Source organism: Phyllobacterium sp. OV277 (genome assembly GCF_900104355.1).
Classification (GTDB): Bacteria; Pseudomonadota; Alphaproteobacteria; order Rhizobiales; family Rhizobiaceae; genus Phyllobacterium.
The window spans coordinates 20,607-35,863 of sequence record NZ_FNIY01000006.1 but is presented as its reverse complement, the minus strand read 5'-3'; the positions used below and the strand labels follow the sequence as shown (position 1 = coordinate 35,863).

The 15,257-nt window shown below is 53.9% G+C and carries 20 protein-coding genes and 2 tRNA genes; 6 read left to right on the top strand and 16 right to left on the bottom strand.

Annotation, left to right across the window (positions count from 1 at the left end):
* Nucleotides 1-39 precede the first annotated feature (39 nt).
* Nucleotides 40-885, bottom strand: coding sequence for a MipA/OmpV family protein (locus tag BLU05_RS18710; protein WP_091883318.1), 846 nt, complete (start codon nucleotides 883-885; stop codon nucleotides 40-42).
* A 223-nt stretch (nucleotides 886-1,108) separates the two neighbouring features.
* A tRNA-Phe gene (locus BLU05_RS18705) sits at nucleotides 1,109-1,184 on the bottom strand.
* Nucleotides 1,185-1,376: 192 nt separating this feature from the next.
* Here BLU05_RS18705 and BLU05_RS18700 point away from each other — a divergent pair.
* Complete coding sequence (locus tag BLU05_RS18700) at nucleotides 1,377-2,462, top strand: Gfo/Idh/MocA family protein (protein ID WP_091883315.1); 1,086 nt, start codon at nucleotides 1,377-1,379, stop codon at nucleotides 2,460-2,462.
* 12 nt (nucleotides 2,463-2,474) lie between these two features.
* On the opposite strand, the gene yacG is transcribed toward BLU05_RS18700, so the two are convergent.
* The 9 genes from yacG to BLU05_RS26620 form a co-directional block, all read right to left on the bottom strand.
* Complete coding sequence (yacG, locus tag BLU05_RS18695; protein WP_175540673.1) at nucleotides 2,475-2,684, bottom strand: DNA gyrase inhibitor YacG; 210 nt, start codon at nucleotides 2,682-2,684, stop codon at nucleotides 2,475-2,477.
* A 39-nt stretch (nucleotides 2,685-2,723) separates the two neighbouring features.
* Nucleotides 2,724-3,350, bottom strand: coding sequence for a Maf-like protein (locus BLU05_RS18690; RefSeq protein WP_091883311.1), 627 nt, complete (start codon nucleotides 3,348-3,350; stop codon nucleotides 2,724-2,726).
* Nucleotides 3,351-3,409: 59 nt separating this feature from the next.
* Nucleotides 3,410-3,628: a translation initiation factor IF-1 gene (gene infA / locus BLU05_RS18685; RefSeq protein ID WP_008122731.1), complete on the bottom strand. Its 219-nt coding sequence runs from the start codon at nucleotides 3,626-3,628 to the stop codon at nucleotides 3,410-3,412.
* A gap of 137 nt (nucleotides 3,629-3,765) precedes the next feature.
* Nucleotides 3,766-4,179 (bottom strand): arsenate-mycothiol transferase ArsC, encoded by a 414-nt coding sequence (locus BLU05_RS18680; RefSeq protein ID WP_244518431.1) that lies wholly within the window; start codon nucleotides 4,177-4,179, stop codon nucleotides 3,766-3,768.
* Nucleotides 4,180-4,241: 62 nt separating this feature from the next.
* A complete protein-coding gene (locus tag BLU05_RS18675; RefSeq protein ID WP_091883306.1) occupies nucleotides 4,242-4,727 on the bottom strand; it encodes a UPF0262 family protein in 486 nt (161 codons plus the stop codon).
* A gap of 7 nt (nucleotides 4,728-4,734) precedes the next feature.
* Nucleotides 4,735-6,027, bottom strand: coding sequence for a histidinol dehydrogenase (hisD, locus tag BLU05_RS18670; protein ID WP_091883714.1), 1,293 nt, complete (start codon nucleotides 6,025-6,027; stop codon nucleotides 4,735-4,737).
* 21 nt (nucleotides 6,028-6,048) lie between these two features.
* Nucleotides 6,049-6,486, bottom strand: coding sequence for a DUF2948 family protein (locus tag BLU05_RS18665; RefSeq protein WP_091883304.1), 438 nt, complete (start codon nucleotides 6,484-6,486; stop codon nucleotides 6,049-6,051).
* A gap of 135 nt (nucleotides 6,487-6,621) precedes the next feature.
* The gene (gene murA, locus BLU05_RS18660; protein WP_091883301.1) at nucleotides 6,622-7,911 is read right to left on the bottom strand and encodes a UDP-N-acetylglucosamine 1-carboxyvinyltransferase; all 1,290 of its coding nucleotides are present in this window, start codon (nucleotides 7,909-7,911) and stop codon (nucleotides 6,622-6,624) included.
* A 115-nt stretch (nucleotides 7,912-8,026) separates the two neighbouring features.
* Nucleotides 8,027-8,224, bottom strand: a complete 198-nt coding sequence (locus tag BLU05_RS26620; RefSeq protein ID WP_091883711.1) for a hypothetical protein — start codon at nucleotides 8,222-8,224, stop codon at nucleotides 8,027-8,029.
* A gap of 154 nt (nucleotides 8,225-8,378) precedes the next feature.
* Between BLU05_RS26620 and BLU05_RS18650 the strand changes: the two genes are divergently transcribed.
* Together BLU05_RS18650 and BLU05_RS18645 are read left to right on the top strand one after the other, a co-directional pair.
* A tRNA-Thr gene (locus BLU05_RS18650) sits at nucleotides 8,379-8,453 on the top strand.
* A gap of 497 nt (nucleotides 8,454-8,950) precedes the next feature.
* A complete protein-coding gene (locus BLU05_RS18645; protein WP_139210490.1) occupies nucleotides 8,951-9,178 on the top strand; it encodes a hypothetical protein in 228 nt (75 codons plus the stop codon).
* 104 nt (nucleotides 9,179-9,282) lie between these two features.
* Here BLU05_RS18645 and BLU05_RS18640 read toward each other — a convergent pair whose 3' ends face one another.
* Nucleotides 9,283-10,278 carry a glycosyltransferase family 2 protein gene (locus BLU05_RS18640; protein ID WP_091883296.1) on the bottom strand — a complete coding sequence of 332 codons (996 nt, stop codon included), beginning with the start codon at nucleotides 10,276-10,278 and terminating at the stop codon, nucleotides 9,283-9,285.
* A 2-nt stretch (nucleotides 10,279-10,280) separates the two neighbouring features.
* Nucleotides 10,281-10,982 carry a polysaccharide deacetylase family protein gene (locus BLU05_RS18635; RefSeq protein ID WP_091883295.1) on the bottom strand — a complete coding sequence of 234 codons (702 nt, stop codon included), beginning with the start codon at nucleotides 10,980-10,982 and terminating at the stop codon, nucleotides 10,281-10,283.
* A gap of 238 nt (nucleotides 10,983-11,220) precedes the next feature.
* Here BLU05_RS18635 and BLU05_RS18630 point away from each other — a divergent pair, with 238 nt between their 5' ends.
* Complete coding sequence (locus BLU05_RS18630) at nucleotides 11,221-11,577, top strand: DUF4260 domain-containing protein (protein WP_091883293.1); 357 nt, start codon at nucleotides 11,221-11,223, stop codon at nucleotides 11,575-11,577.
* A 19-nt stretch (nucleotides 11,578-11,596) separates the two neighbouring features.
* Here the strand turns inward: BLU05_RS18630 and BLU05_RS18625 are convergent, their stop codons facing one another.
* A complete protein-coding gene (locus BLU05_RS18625) occupies nucleotides 11,597-12,502 on the bottom strand; it encodes a LysR family transcriptional regulator (RefSeq protein ID WP_091883292.1) in 906 nt (301 codons plus the stop codon).
* A 114-nt stretch (nucleotides 12,503-12,616) separates the two neighbouring features.
* Between BLU05_RS18625 and BLU05_RS18620 the strand changes: the two genes are divergently transcribed.
* Nucleotides 12,617-13,234, top strand: a complete 618-nt coding sequence (locus tag BLU05_RS18620; protein WP_091883289.1) for an FMN-dependent NADH-azoreductase — start codon at nucleotides 12,617-12,619, stop codon at nucleotides 13,232-13,234.
* Nucleotides 13,235-13,334: 100 nt separating this feature from the next.
* Here BLU05_RS18620 and BLU05_RS18615 read toward each other — a convergent pair whose 3' ends face one another.
* Complete coding sequence (locus BLU05_RS18615; RefSeq protein ID WP_091883287.1) at nucleotides 13,335-13,520, bottom strand: hypothetical protein; 186 nt, start codon at nucleotides 13,518-13,520, stop codon at nucleotides 13,335-13,337.
* 201 nt (nucleotides 13,521-13,721) lie between these two features.
* On the opposite strand from BLU05_RS18615, the gene BLU05_RS18610 reads away from it, so the two are divergent.
* The gene (locus tag BLU05_RS18610; RefSeq protein ID WP_244518425.1) at nucleotides 13,722-14,168 is read left to right on the top strand and encodes an MgtC/SapB family protein; all 447 of its coding nucleotides are present in this window, start codon (nucleotides 13,722-13,724) and stop codon (nucleotides 14,166-14,168) included.
* 1 nt (nucleotide 14,169) lies between these two features.
* Here the strand turns inward: BLU05_RS18610 and galE are convergent, their stop codons facing one another.
* Nucleotides 14,170-15,162 (bottom strand): UDP-glucose 4-epimerase GalE, encoded by a 993-nt coding sequence (gene galE / locus BLU05_RS18605; RefSeq protein WP_091883282.1) that lies wholly within the window; start codon nucleotides 15,160-15,162, stop codon nucleotides 14,170-14,172.
* Nucleotides 15,163-15,257: the final 95 nt, after the last annotated feature.

The window sequence follows — 15,257 nt, the reverse complement described above, 5'->3', positions numbered from 1 at the left end:
GAATGTCACATTGTTTGGGCAGGCCGATAACGGCCTGCTTTAGTGTCCAATACCGAACGAGTAATTCCAGGTAATGCCCACGGCTTTCTGATCCTTGGACCCTAGCCTTGGCACAACAGGACTTTCAGCTGCATCTCCGGCCAGCCTGTCGTAGCGACCAAACAGCTGAACGCTCCACGCATCCGAGAACGAATAGGTTGTCGCAGCGACGATGCCATACGACTTGATGCCGCCGCCCGGCGTATAGGCCTCAACTCGGTGGTTGTGGCGGGCTTCATCTTCCGTCACGCCAAATGTGTTGCGCATATAGGTACTGTCAGCGATCGACAGCCGCGGACCAACCGAAAACAGGAACTTATCATAACGCTGGAACACGTCGGCTGACAGGTCGGCGACGAGACCACCTGAGTTGTTGAAGGCCTGCCGCACCTCGGCACGCACACGCAGGCGATCCTGAATCGGCCAATATTGCGCAAACATGCCGCCATCGACAGTAAACGAGATATGGCGCAGGCCGACAAAGGCTTTGTCATCAGAGTGGTCGCGACCAGACCGAAAACCGATCACCGGGCCAAGCTCCAGCCCGCCCAATGTCAAAAGCGTATAGTCGATATTGTCATCGGGGGCACTCATGCCTTCGGGCTCGTCAGCACTGCGGATGTCAAAGGAAGGCATGAAGCCAAAGCCGCTTGTGCGAGCGCCTTCGAACTTGCTGCCATATTCAACACTGGCACCGACGGTTACGATCCAGCGTGCAGGATTAACAGGCTTGCCGTCGGTGGCGACCGCTTCTGTATCGGCTGCAAGGGCAGCGCCAGAGCACGCAACAAGAAAGCCAGCGCTTAGAAGCACCGCCGCAAATCGCTTTTTACTCTGATACACCATTTACGCGGTTTACCCCGATTCGCAGCCATCCCAGACTGCCGCGTGATCTTTAGATCAATTCCGCGGCAAATTTTAGTGCTGATTGGATCAAAAAGATAGGACCTGAAAATGCGGATGAACTGGTTTGAGAAATGGTACCTGCCGCAAATTCATTTCCGCGTGTCGTTTATCCCAGCTTATCAAACGCTGGCCTGACGATTCTGCATGATAAAATGAGTGAAAATGGTGCCCAGACGCGGATTCGAACCACGGACACGCGGATTTTCAATCCGCTGCTCTACCAACTGAGCTATCTGGGCACTTCAGGCATTTCCGTTATCCGGCAAGCCTTTCTGACAGCGTTGACTTTCTGTCGGAAGCGGGTGGGTTATAACACTAAAAATCCCCCTGTCCAGCATCAACTAACGATTTTTTTGCCGTTTTTCTGCCTCTTGCAAACGGCATGCATTGGTGCGTTTGTTTAAACCATCAAGAGACAGGATTCGTATTGCATGGATGAAACGGGGGAGAAGGCTGCCAAGAGCAGTGATTTTGGCTGGGGAATCATCGGGAGCGGCGAAATCGCCCAGCGATTTGCCGCCGATCTGGCTTTTGTACCTGACGCAGCCCTTGTCGCCAATCACTCCCGCTCACTTGCCAGTGCCGAACAGTTTCGCAACGCATTCGGCGGAAAGCGGGCTTATGTCGATCTCGATTCCTTCTTGTCCGATCCCGCCATTGACGCCGTCTACATCGCCACGCCCAATTCCGTTCATCTGGCCCAGGCGCTGAAGGCCGTACGGTCAGGCAAGGCTATTCTCACTGAAAAGCCCATTGCGCCCTCACACACGGAAGCCTCGGTAATCCAACGCGAAGCAACGAGGACCAAGGTCTTTGCCATGGAGGCCTTATGGACCCGCTTCCTGCCAGCCGTGGTGGCGGCCAAAACGAAGATCGATGCGGGGGAAATCGGAACAATCCGCCGAATCACCGCAGAACTTGCCTATGCCCATGACTACGATCCTGAAAGCCGGTTTTTCAAGCGGTCATTGGGAGGCGGTGCGACGCTCGATCTCGGCGTTTATTGCGTGTCTCTGGCCATGTACTTTCTCGGCCAACCGCAAAAAGTCTCTGGCCTGTGGCATGTAGCGCCTAGCGGCGTCGATATGAGTTCGGAAATGACCCTGCATTATGATGGTGCCGAAGCAAATCTATCTTGCGGTTTTGACCGGGACGGCGCGAATCATTTTGTCATCGAAGGAACAGAAGGCGCATTGCGGCTGGATGCAGATTTTCTACAGGCGCAACGGCTGACGCTTTATCGGCCGTATGTTCTCGCAACCCCATTTGGTCCACTGAACAGGCCCCTCGGTTTGATTGGTAAACTGCTCGACCGCCTGCCCTTCCCCGGCCGCAAGATCGAAGACTATCCGTTTGAGGGCAGTGGGCTGCAGTTTGAAGCCATGGCTGTGATGAATGCCATGCGCAAAGGCGAGAAAACCTCGAAGATTATGCCTCTCAGCGACAGCATCAACGTGCTTCGCGCGATCAACATCGTGCTGGCACAGCCTCCCACCACGCGGGTTATCAAAATCTAAGGGTGCGGGGCCTCAGTGCTCCGAATCATCCTCGCTATCGTCAGCGCTTTCGACAGCAGGCAGAACGTAAGCACCGTTCAGCCAGCGATTAAGATCGACATTGCGGCAGCGGCTTGAGCAAAACGGGTAATGCTCGCGCTGCGATTGTCTTTTGCATTCCGGGCATGGCCGTGGCGGCCGCAATGGCGTTACTTTCGCCGAGCTATTGTTTTCGTCCATCAGTCCAAAACCTCAGAGCTTTTTGTTTAAATAGAAAAGGCTCTAATGCGCCGATGATTGCCAATTGGCATAGACGGGATAACCCTCGCCATGCAGGAGGCCGGCAGTTTCGTATAAAGGCAGGCCAACCACATTACTGTAGGAACCGACCAGCTTGACAACAAAACCGCCTGCAAGTCCCTGAATGGCGTAGCCACCGGCTTTTCCACGCCATTCACCTGACGCAAGATAGCTCTCCAGCTCCTCGCGTGAAAGGCGTTTGAAGCGCACACGCGTTTCAATCAGTTCCTGCCGGATCTTGCCCTTCGGCGTAACAAGGCACAGGCCCGTATAGACGCGGTGTGAGCGGCCGGACAAAAGGCGCAGGCAGCTTGTCGCATCATCGAGAATTTCGGCCTTCGGCAAAATACGCCGACCAACCGCCACCACCGTATCGGCGGCGATGATATAGGAATTGCCAAGCTCGGCATCGCCCTTCAACTCACCCGCAACTTTCTCGGCTTTCAGGCGCGACAGGCGGCGTGCGAGGGAACGCGGATGTTCGGCACGCAGAGGCGTTTCGTCCACATCGGCGGGTAAAAGGCGATCAGGCTCCAGGCCGATCTGGCCCAGAAGCGCCAGACGGCGCGGCGAGCCGGATGCCAGAACCAGTTTGTGTTGATCGCTCATGAACGCATTTCCTGGAAATTCGTGTCCTGCGGACGAGTCTGGCCGGAGGCCAAGAGGACTTATTTAAAGCGGTAGGTAATGCGACCCTTGGTCAGATCGTATGGAGTCATTTCGACAAGAACCTTGTCACCAGCCAGAACGCGGATGCGGTTCTTGCGCATACGACCAGCCGTGTGAGCAATAATTTCATGATCATTTTCGAGTTTTACCCGGAACATCGCGTTGGGCAACAGCTCCGTCACGAGACCGGGAAACTCTAGTACTTCTTCTTTCGCCATGCGTAGTTCTATCTCCAAAAAAGGAATTTGCGGTCACACTCGACCGCAATTTTGCGCGGAACCTATAGTATTGCGCGCCATTTGTGAACAAGGGAGTTGGAAGCAATTGTGCACGGCCTGACAAACACTCAAATTGCCTAGCCGAAACGCTCCTGAATGTGATGTTTGAGGTTATCCCTGACGTCGCGATAGGCTTCCATGATCTGATCACGGCGGCCACGCACCAGCGTTGGATCAGGTGTCGGCCAATATTCCACATGAACCGATGTCGTGCGTGTCAGTTCCAGCGCCATATGATGGGCCTTGGGCGACAATGTGATGATCAGGTCAAAATAATCGTCTTCCAGTTCTTCAAAGGTGCGCGGATGAGCGGAAATACGCTTCAGCCCCAGTTCTTCCAGCACCGCATCGACAAACGGATCGGGCTCACCCTTTTCCACACCTGCCGATGCTACATAGACCCGTGGCGGCAAAAGGCTGCGGGCCAGTGTTTCAGCAATAGGTGAGCGGATGGAATTCATCCCGCAAATAAAAAGCACAGCGGTGGGCATGCTGCCTTTGGCAGGTTCCTGCTCGTCGGGGAGCTTTTCCGGTTCAACGCTCAATGGCCCCATCACCCCCGCCAATGCAGCACACATACAAGCGTAAAGAGGCGGCGGGCCGTATCGAAATCCACTTCGATCTTGCCACTCAGGCGATCCATCAGCGCTTGCGACCCTTCATTGTGCAGCCCTCTTCGCCCCATATCGATTGCTTCGATCTTGCTCGGGCTGGAAGACCGGATTGCCTCGTAATAGCTCTCGCAGATCATGAAATAGTCTTTCACAACCTTGCGTAGCGGCGTCAGGGAGAGAATATGGGTGACCACATCGTCGCCCGTTTCACGGGAAATGGCAAAGACCAGCCGTGTTTCTATCAGCGAAAGCTTTAGGCGATAGGGACCTGTTCCCTCGTCACTAACAGGACGAAAGCTGTTTTCCTCAATGAGGTCGAAAATGGCAACGGCCCGCTCATGCTCAACATCAGGCGTGGAGCGGCCGATGGTCTCGTCCAACTCCACATCGATCAATCGCGCATCGGTATTGCCCGTTGCTGTCATTATTGTCCTATAGGTTCAACCGGATCGCGACGGAATTGCCATGCGCATCAAGACCTTCGGCGCGCGCGAGTTCTATCGCCGCTGGCCCCAGAGCGCGCAACTGTTCCACACCCAATTTCAGGATGGACGTTCGCTTGACATAGTCAAGTACAGAAAGGCCGGAGGAGAAACGTGCTGACCGTGCCGTTGGCAGGACGTGATTGGAGCCGCCGACATAGTCGCCAATGACTTCAGGTGTATAACGGCCAAGGAATATGGCACCGGCATTGCGCACACCCGCAAGCAGAATCTCGGGATCATCGGTGGCAATTTCCAGATGCTCCGGAGCGATACGATTGACCAGTGGCAGCGCCGATTCCAGATCCTGCACCAGAATCACCGCACCATAATCACGCCAGCTAGCGCTTGCGGTTTCAGTTCGCGGCAGGTTTGCCAGTTGCCTCTCCACCGCCGCGATAACCGCATCGCCAAACGCTTCATCATCGGTGATCAATATGGATTGCGAGGCGGTATCGTGTTCTGCCTGCGCCAGAAGATCAGCGGCGATCCAGTCAGGATTATTGTCACCATCCGCAAGGACAGCCACTTCGGAAGGCCCGGCAATCATATCAATGCCAACCTGACCGAAAACGCGGCGTTTGGCAGCCGCCACATAGGCATTCCCCGGACCAACGATCTTCGACACGGGAGCAATGGTTTGCGTGCCATAGGCTAATGCAGCAATCGCCTGCGCTCCACCAACACGATAAATCTCTGAAACGCCAGCAAGCCGTGCTGCCACGAGAACCAGTGGATTAAGCTTTCCATCCGGAGATGGGACAACCATGACAATCCGCTCAACGCCTGCCACCTGTGCCGGAACGGCATTCATCAGCACAGAGCTTGGATAGCTCGCCGTGCCGCCGGGTACATAAAGCCCCACCGATTCCACTGCTGTCCAACGCGAGCCAAGCTCTACACCCAAGGCATCGGTGTATCGATCATCCTGCGGCATCTGCCGCTGATGGTGCGAATGAATGCGGTTGCGCGCAAGCTTGAGGGCTTCGACAGTTTCCAAGGGCGCTGCGGCCATTGCCGCATCGATTTCCGCGGAGGTAATGGCAATGCCGTGCTGAACGAGATCAATCCGGTCGAAACGCTGCGAATATTCGATCAGCGCTGCGTCACCCTCGGTTCGGACCCGGTGAATAATATCGGCAACTGTGCGATCCACATCTTCCGATACCTCGCGCTTCGTTAGAAGAAACGCGGCAAACCGGGATTCAAAATCAGGATCGGACTGCCTCAACACCAATGCCAATGTAACCACTCCTTTTGCCCGTCAGGCATCATGTTCCGGCTTGAACTCGGTTTCCCAGACAGGTCCGAGATCCGTAAGCTGCGCTTCGATCGCTTCCACCTCAAAACGCAGAGCCTTGTTGGCAGCAAATGTCAGTTCGATCGTCCCTGAAGGGGCGTCTCCGGCAATGAACCGGATGGCCAGAAGTGACAGTACATCGTCCTTGTAGCGGCGTTCGATACCGGTCGCCTTGAGACTGGTCACCCGCGCAAAATGCAGCGCCGTGCGCCGGCGTTCAAACGTGCGGTGGCGTTTGCCATCGGCAGCCAGTTCCCAGACGAAGCGGTTCACCGCCAGAACCAAACGCTGTTCGGCAGGCAGATAATCGATATCGGCTATTTTCAGCACGGAATCCTGCAGATGCGCAGAAAGGATTTGCAGATCTTCCTCATCAAGCGCGATGAGTTTGAGAGTGTCCATGTCTACCCTTTGCATGACTTATCAGGATCATGGCGCGCGGGACGCGCCACATTCCCTTCCCTGTTAGAGGAAAGTTCAGGCAAATGGAATTCTACTGTTGGGCGAAAGTGCACAAACAGGAAAAACAGCGCTCAATCAGTCGCTGATACGTTCCACAACGGCGCCACAACGCGACAGCTTTTCTTCCAGACGCTCAAAACCACGGTCGAGGTGATAAACGCGATTGACGGTTGTTTCGCCTTCAGCGGCCAAACCGGCAATAACCAGAGATACGGATGCACGCAGGTCTGTTGCCATGACAGGCGCACCTTTGAGCCGTTCCACACCTTCGATCTTTGCCGTCTGACCGGAGAGTGAAATTTTCGCGCCAAGACGAGCCAGTTCCTGCACATGCATGAAACGGTTTTCAAAGATGGTCTCGGTGATGTGCGATGTGCCCTTGGCCATGGTCATCAGGCCCATAAACTGTGCCTGCAGATCGGTCGGGAAGCCGGGGAATGGCTGCGTGGTAACATCCACTGGCATAATGCCGTGGCCATTGCGCACGACACGCAGACCTGAATTTGTCTCGGAAATTTCAGCACCGGCCTGGCCGAGTGTTTCCAGTGCCGCGCTTAAAAGGCTGGCATCGGCGCCTTCGAGGATCACGTCGCCGCCGGTCATGGCCACAGCCATCGCATAGGTGCCGGTTTCAATACGATCAGGAATCACACGAACACGCGCACCGGAAAGGCTGGTGACGCCTTCAATGGTAATTGTCGAAGTACCCGCACCGCTGACGCGTGCGCCCATCGCATTGAGGCAATCGGCAAGATTGACAACCTCGGGCTCCTGCGCGGCATTCTCGATGATGGTCTCGCCCTTGGCAAGGGTCGCTGCCATCATCAGCACATGAGTGGCGCCGACCGATATTTTCGGGAAGGTAAAACGTGTGCCGACAAGGCCGCCCTTTGCGCTTGCCTTGACGTAACCATTCTCGATTTCGATCTCGGCGCCAAGCGCGCGCAGACCATCAATGAACAGGTCAACCGGACGGGTACCGATGGCGCAACCACCCGGCAGCGATACGGTGGCTACACCCATGCGCGCCAAAAGCGGGCCGATGACCCAGAAACTTGCACGCATCTTGGAAACGAGTTCGTAGGGCGCTGTTGTATCGACAATATTGCGAGCGGTGAAATGGATCGTGCGTGAGTAGGCGCCATCCTGACGTTCACGGCGGCCATTGACGGAATAATCAACGCCATGATTGCCGAGAATGCGGATCAGCTGTTCTACGTCGGCCAGATGAGGCACATTTTCGAGCGTCAGCGTATCATCCGTCAAAAGTGACGCGATCATCAACGGCAGGGCCGCATTCTTGGCACCGGAAATCGGAATGATGCCATTCAGCTTATTACCGCCAACAATCTTGATACGATCCATAATGTGTCACTTTCGCGGGATATACCCGTCCTGTCGTTGAGCCCTTTGCAGAGCCGGTTGATCTAAACCATCGCAGACAATGGTTCAAGAAATGCTTCGATCGCAGCGCGACCGGTCAAGATTCCGAAGACGGGGTGTCGGAGGAGGTCTTTTCTGCAGCGGTGATTCCCTCGTCGCGTTCATCTGCAGCCCCGGAGCGCCGGGAACGTATTTGCTGTTTTCGCCGCGCCAGATTCGCCCGTAATTGTTCTGAACGCCGCTTCTCACGACTTGTTTGCTCGGAATTCGGGTTTTTCGAAGACGGCGATGTCATATGTGATCTTTCAAAATCCGTATCCGCCAATCGCGATATTTTCCCAGAGAATGCTAGGCTTTTGGCGAATCCTGATATTTTGCTCAAGAGATTACGATTGCTTGCTTGCGATTTAAGCAATGATATGGCAGAAGTCCGCCGCGTTCGCAAATAAGCTGCGGTAGCTCAGTGGTAGAGCACTCCATTGGTAATGGAGAGGTCGAGAGTTCAATCCTCTCTCGCAGCACCAGCGCAACCAATTGAAATCATTGAGAAATCAGAGATTTCAGGTTGCGAGTACCGCTAACCAATATATAGTTTGGATAGTCATTTGAGCAGCGTCCTGTCACCGATTTGCGACACCTACGCATAAAGTCCGCCAAGATCACCGCCAAAAAGAGCGGCGCGGCGCGTTTGATCTGCGGCCCTTGTCTCCTGTTCAATTTTTTTCTGCTCAGCCCTCCGCGCGAGTAAATCACCGATAATCGAATCAATCGTCGGCAGATCGAGGGCGGCACTTGCGGCGCAACAAAATCACCAAGTTGAACACCCGCAATTTGCATGGGATCGCCATTCGAGCGATGCGCCGGCGCCAGCAAAGAATAAAAAATAGAATTAATTTAATTTCGTATTTTGTCTAAATCTGTCGCTTAAGGGCTGTATTGCCGCAAAGCGGCGTGAGATTGTTGAGAAAAAATGGAGTGTGGGAAAATTCTTGACGCAAAACCGGAGAAGTCATTTGAACAAATGACGGAAGCGGAACTTTTGGCCGCTCAAAATTATTGGTTCGAATACAAATACGATCATCAAGCGTACGGTCTCGAATATGGTGCGGCGGATCGATACCTGAAATTGATCACGACGCTTCTAGCTCGATTTCGCACCGGTATTCCAGCTTTCACTGCTTTGACTTCTGTCGATATTTTAAGCATGTTAGCGGACGCAGATCAGCTCTTGGAAATGGTGTTTAGCTAGCATCAAAGTGCAAACGATCATCAAATGATCATTGTTCGCGAACCATTATCCACAGGTAATCCACAGATAGTTTTGATGAGACCAGTAAGGCTGACAGGTGGATATCATGCACTGCTGACGCGCTGGTAGTGCGATGAATCTTTGCCAAAACATGCCCGCAGGAGGCCGACGATGCTGCCGAGACGCGAGGCTGCCTTCACCAGGGTTCTTCCCTTCGTAAACGGCATAGCAATCAGGTAAAGACAAACCGACAATATCCTGCCGACAAGTGAGCCCGGCAAACGCAGAAGCGTTATGATTCGTCTTTTCCGCAATTTGGCTCGCATCTCGATAGTGCTGATGTCGCGGCTGCGCCGGTACTGATAGGCAAAAGTTAGCCGGTCTTGCGGCACGGTTTCATAGGCAATTGCCTGGGGGGTCCAGCCCGTATTGGCACCAAGTTTGCTGGCATCAGCCCAAAGCCGCCAATCCTCGCCGCCCGCCAGCGCAAGGCCATTGTCAAAACGCACACCAGTTCGGCGGAAGAACGCCAGATTTCCCATCCAACTTCCGGTTGCGATCCTTATGCGATGCACCTGACCGCTATTACGCTTGCTCAGATATTTTGCCTCGCTCTTCCGGTTGGCCAGTTCCATGCCGGACCAGATCATTTTCTGCCACAGGGTTGCATCGGGAGCCGGTGGCGCGAGGCGGACTGGCGATCCGACAATATCCAGATCATAGGTGTCACGCTCGGCGAGCAATTGTATCAGCCAGTCCAGTTCCACCATCTCGTCATCATCCGCGAAGGTGAGCAAATCATCGCCTGCATCAATCGCGCATTCGAGAACGCGATTGCGCGCAAAGGCGATGCCAAGACACGGTTCTATCTCATACCGGACGGAATATTGCGGGACCTGCCTGCGAAATGCGTCCACGACGCCCTGCAGCGTGGCTTGATCATTGTTTTCAACAATGAGGAAATGGATGCGTGTCCCCTCCGGCACGCGCATGTGCGCGTAGGAATTCAAAAGATTTTGCAACATCAACGGACGATTGCGGGTGATCGTGCCAATACAGATGCTACGCTTGCGTGTAATTTCTCCGGATATGACCGCCATGATCAGCCGGTCACGGATTTACGCAAAACATTCAGCCAGCCATCGGTGCGACGAACGATCTTACGCGGCAAGAGCAGTTTGTCATCATCGGGTGTTGCCCGGCCCCGCTGGGTCGTGGTGGCAGTCGTAAAGCCCGCTTCCTCAACTATCTTCCTGACATCACCGGACAAATCGCCATAGGGATAACAAAAGGCATTCACGGTGCTGCCAAGCATGTCTTCGAGTTCGCATCGTGAACCGGTAATCTGGCGCCGGGCTTCGTCAAGACCGACCTGTGCCAGATGCACATGATCAAGCGTATGAGCACCAACTTCGTGCCCCATTGCGGCCCATTCCAGCATTTCCGCTTTGGACATGCACGGCGCATGGGGAACGCCTACGGGCATGTCCCATTCATTGAAGCCCCCGATCTGCCGGCTGACGAAATAATTTGTTGCGGTGAAGCCAAGTTCGTTAAGGACAGGCAGAGCGTGGACATAGACGTTACGGAAACCGTCATCAAAGGTAACGCCAACCACCTTGCCGGTCTTTTCACCTGCGAGATAGGGCTGCAAATCGCGCATCGACAGCCCCGTATAGCCCATGCGTTTGAGCCATTTCATCTGGCGCTGAAAATTGCCGGGGTCCACGGTCAAATAGCGGAATGGGCTGCCCCGTCCTGCCGGCTTATCGATCTGATGATACATCAATATAGGTATTGGCATTTTACATAAGCTCAGAGGAAAATCGGGGCATTTTGAAATCTCTGAAACAAGAGGGGTATAGCAGGTCTGCTTCCCGCATAGTGGACATATCAATTGTGCCTTTTTCAGCGCGATAATCACTGAATGTCTAAAATAATTTGATTCTCGGCAACCGGTTACATCTCCAAGATGACGGCTGGATTGCCGCCGCCAGAATTCGGGATATAAATTGACCCATGCAAGGGAGCCACATGATATTATGACCATTCTGCTGCGGATTGAAGGAGCAATGGTGGCTGCGCTTGCCATAACAGCTTATTCGCTTTTTGGCCTTAGCTGGTGGCTTTTTATTGTGCTCTTCCTTGTGCCCGATATCTCAATGCTAGCCTATCTCAAAGGTCCGAAGATTGGTGCGATCTGCTATAACGCGGTGCATCTTTACGCTCTGCCAATTATTCTTCTGGCGGCAGGCTGGTGGTCCGGCTCCAAGCTCGTCTTGTCGATTGGTTTGATATGGGTGTTCCATATTGCCATTGATCGCGCTCTTGGATACGGCCTGAAATTCTACAGTGCGTTTCAGGACACCCATCTTGGACGCATCGGAAAAAAGGCGTGAACCAACTTATCTTCCAAGATCAATAGTTGCACGAATCCATTTCCTGCTTGAAGCGTTCGATCCACCATGTAGCGGCGGGCCCAAGGGGCCTGTCTGCCATGTGAAGCGCAAAAAGCGGATAACTCCCCTCGGGATAGGGTTCGAGATCAAGCTCAACCAACCGGCCCTCGGCAACATCATCGCGTATCATCCATTTGGGCAGGCCGCCCCACCCCAGACCGGCAATCATCAATTGATGCTTGATGCCGACATCAGTCAATCGCCATGTCTTGTAGGCAAATACACCAAAATTCAGGCCCTTGGTCTGTTCGGAAAGGTCGGTGACGACGAGTTGAACGTGATCACGGATGAATGATAGGGGAACTGGTCCTTTATAAAGGGCAAGCGGATGATCCGGTGCCGCGACGGGTGTCATGGTCATCAGGCCAACCCGAATTGTCACCAGGTCATCGCTTGGCTGAAGCGGTGATCCGCCAATGCCGATATCTGCCTGTTTCTTCAACACAAGATCCCACACCATACCCAGCGCGCCAACATGCAGACGCAGACTGACGGTCGGAAATTGTTGCTGAAAGGCCTTCAAAACATGGATGAGAACCGGAGAGGGTACGGACACATCAATGGCAATCGAGATTTCCGCTTCGAGGCCCGTTTTCAGACCTTCGGCGCGCGCCCTCAAGCTTTGCAGGGCTGACGCCATACGCCGCGCATCCTCAAGCATGGCGAGACCCGCATCAGTCAATCGCGGTTGCTTTGTTCCCACGCGGGTAAAAAGCTGCAGCTCAAGCTGGGATTCCAGATTGGCAATCGTATAGCTGATAACCGATTGAGAGCGGTTAAGGAGCCGGGCAGCGGCAGAGAAACTGCCAGTGTCGGCAACGGCAAGAAACACCTGGAGCTGATCGAGTGTTGGGTTCGGCTGCATGATCTATCTACTTTTTCGATGAGTTTGATAGATATTTTCACAGTTTTCTAAATGGATGTCGAGGGCCAAATTACAGGCACGAAATCAATCATCCTTTTAGAAGGTACATAAATCATGTCATCCATTCTTCTCGTTACATCCAGCCCTCGCGGCGCGGCATCGCATTCAACAGCGGTTGCGACAGAATTTGCAAACAAGCTGCAGCGGGCAACGCCCGGTAGCCAGATTGTCACCCGCGATCTTGCCAGCCATCCGCTACCGCACATCGACGCGGAATACACAGCTGGTATTTATACACCGGTTGAGGCACGCACACTTGAGCAGCAGCGCGCTGTTGCCATATCGGATAAGGCTGTCGACGAGCTCTTTGCAGCAGACAGCATTGTAATTTCGACAGGCTTCATCAATTTCAGCATCTCTTCAACACTGAAATCATGGATTGATCACATCGCCCGTGCGGGCAAGACATTCAGCTATGGCGAAGACGGCCCCAAGGGCCTTGTAACCGGGAAGAAAGTCTACCTCGTGATCGCTTCGGGCGGCGTTTATTCGGAAGGACCCGCTTCAGGTATGGATTATGCTACGCCGTACCTCAAATCCGTGCTCGGTTTCCTTGGCATGACGGACATTGACGTTGTTCGCATCGAAGGTATTGGCATGGGTCCGGAAGCAGCAGCCAAGGCGATTGCGACGGCAGAGGAACAAACCAGCCATTTGGCCCTTGCGGCCTAAAGGATCAAATCGGTGAGGGGTGGATACCAATCCACCTCTTTGTCCCATGTAATAAAATGGATTTTTCGAACAGAAGAGCGATCCGCTTATGAGTGGTCTGCTACTTCGGTGCCTTGTGTTCGGCTTCATCAAGCCGACGGAGCTGGTCGAGCAAGCTCTCGGGCACGGTGTCTTCCACCTTGTAGATACCGGCAGCACGTATTGCCGTCCTATAGGACGACTGCGATATCTGTCGTCGCAGGATTCTTGATAACTGTTTTTCGTTGGTCCGGTTGGTGCCGTCCATCACATTACTCCAAACGCTACTTCGTGGTCTTAAACACCTTCCCAGCGAAGAAGGTTCCCCTTTTCTAGACTTATGTCTGTTAAGACAATGTGTCTCTCCGCCGCATGGCCAGCCGAAAGACAAATGTCGTTACCTCATCGGGAACTGTCCGCGTCGGCAGGCGTTGTAAAGCAACCTTTCCTCCGACCAATGGGGTATGTTTTGTACGAAATATTTCAGTACCTTAATTCCTTGCCCATCGTTCATCACGTCCTGACTCTTGCGGTTGCCTATGTGCTTGCCTTTCCGATCGGATGGGAGCGGGAAATCGAAGAGCGCAGTGCAGGCATGCGCACATTTCCCCTTGTCGCACTTGCCAGCTGTGGCTTTATTCAGGGCACCGAAGGGGTCATGGGAGAGCACCCGGAAGCGACAGCGCGCATCATCGAAGGATTGATTACTGGTGTCGGTTTCATCGGCGGCGGCGCGATCCTGCAAATGAAGGATTCAGTGCGTGGCACGGCTACCGCCGCCAGTATATGGGCGACCGGTGCCATCGGCGTTGCTGTTGGCCTGGAGAGTTACGATGTGGCTTTTATCATCTCCCTCGTCACCTTCCTGACGTTGCGACTAATGCTGCCGCTCAAAAAGGAAACCAGGGAAAAGTAAGCTAGCGGCCCGAATTGCGGCTTCCCAGAGCTTTTTCCCAAATCAGGGCCGATTCGACGATGGCATCGAGATTGTCGAGACGCGGTTCCCAACCCAGATCTTTTCTGGCTCGTGCGCTGTCAGCGACGATGGATGCTGCATCCCCTGGACGGCGATCCGTGAGGCGAGCGTCAATGGGTGCCCCGTGCACTCGTTCGACGCTTTCAATCACTTCGCGCACGGAATATCCCCGGCCATAACCGCAATTGGCGGTAAGACTGCTGGCGCCTGTGCGCAACCGATCCAGTGCAAGGCGGTGGGCTGCAACGAGGTCACTCACATGAATATAATCGCGCACGCACGTACCATCGGGCGTGGGAAAGTCGTGGCCGTAAATTTCCATATAGGGCCGTTTGCCAAGGGCTGTTTCACAAGCAACCTTGATCAGATGGGTCGCCCCTCGTGTGGATTGGCCGGATCGGCCCTTGGGATCAGCACCAGCAACATTGAAATAGCGAAGCGCCGTGTAACGGAAATCATGGGCTGCTGCCGTGTCACGCAACATCCATTCGGTCATCAGTTTGGAAACACCATAGGGTGATTGCGGTTGAAGCGTCGTATCCTCGGTGACGGGCTCCATACCACCATCGCCATACACAGCGGCCGTTGATGAAAAAATGAAATTCCTCACATCCGATTTGATGACCGCTGCGATAAGGGAACGGGATTTTGAGGTGTTGTTTTCATAATATGTGAGCGGGTCGCGAACCGAATCCGGCACGACGACCGAACCGGCAAAGTGAATGACCGCATCAACATAATTGCGCTCAATGGTTTCACGGACAAGGTGCTGATCCGCAATGTCGCCGACTATGAGTTTGGCTTCCGGCGGTACTGCCCATTCAAATCCGGTTGATAGCCGGTCGATGACAACAACCGACTCTCCCGAGTCCAATAATTCCCAGACCATGTGGCTGCCAATATATCCGGCACCGCCGGTTACGAGTACTGTCATCTGTTAACCTCTGAACCATGAATACAGCTCTCAGCGCTCATCTTGCCGTATTTCGGCAAGAGTGCAAAGCCTTGAAGCGACAGCATAAAAATTCT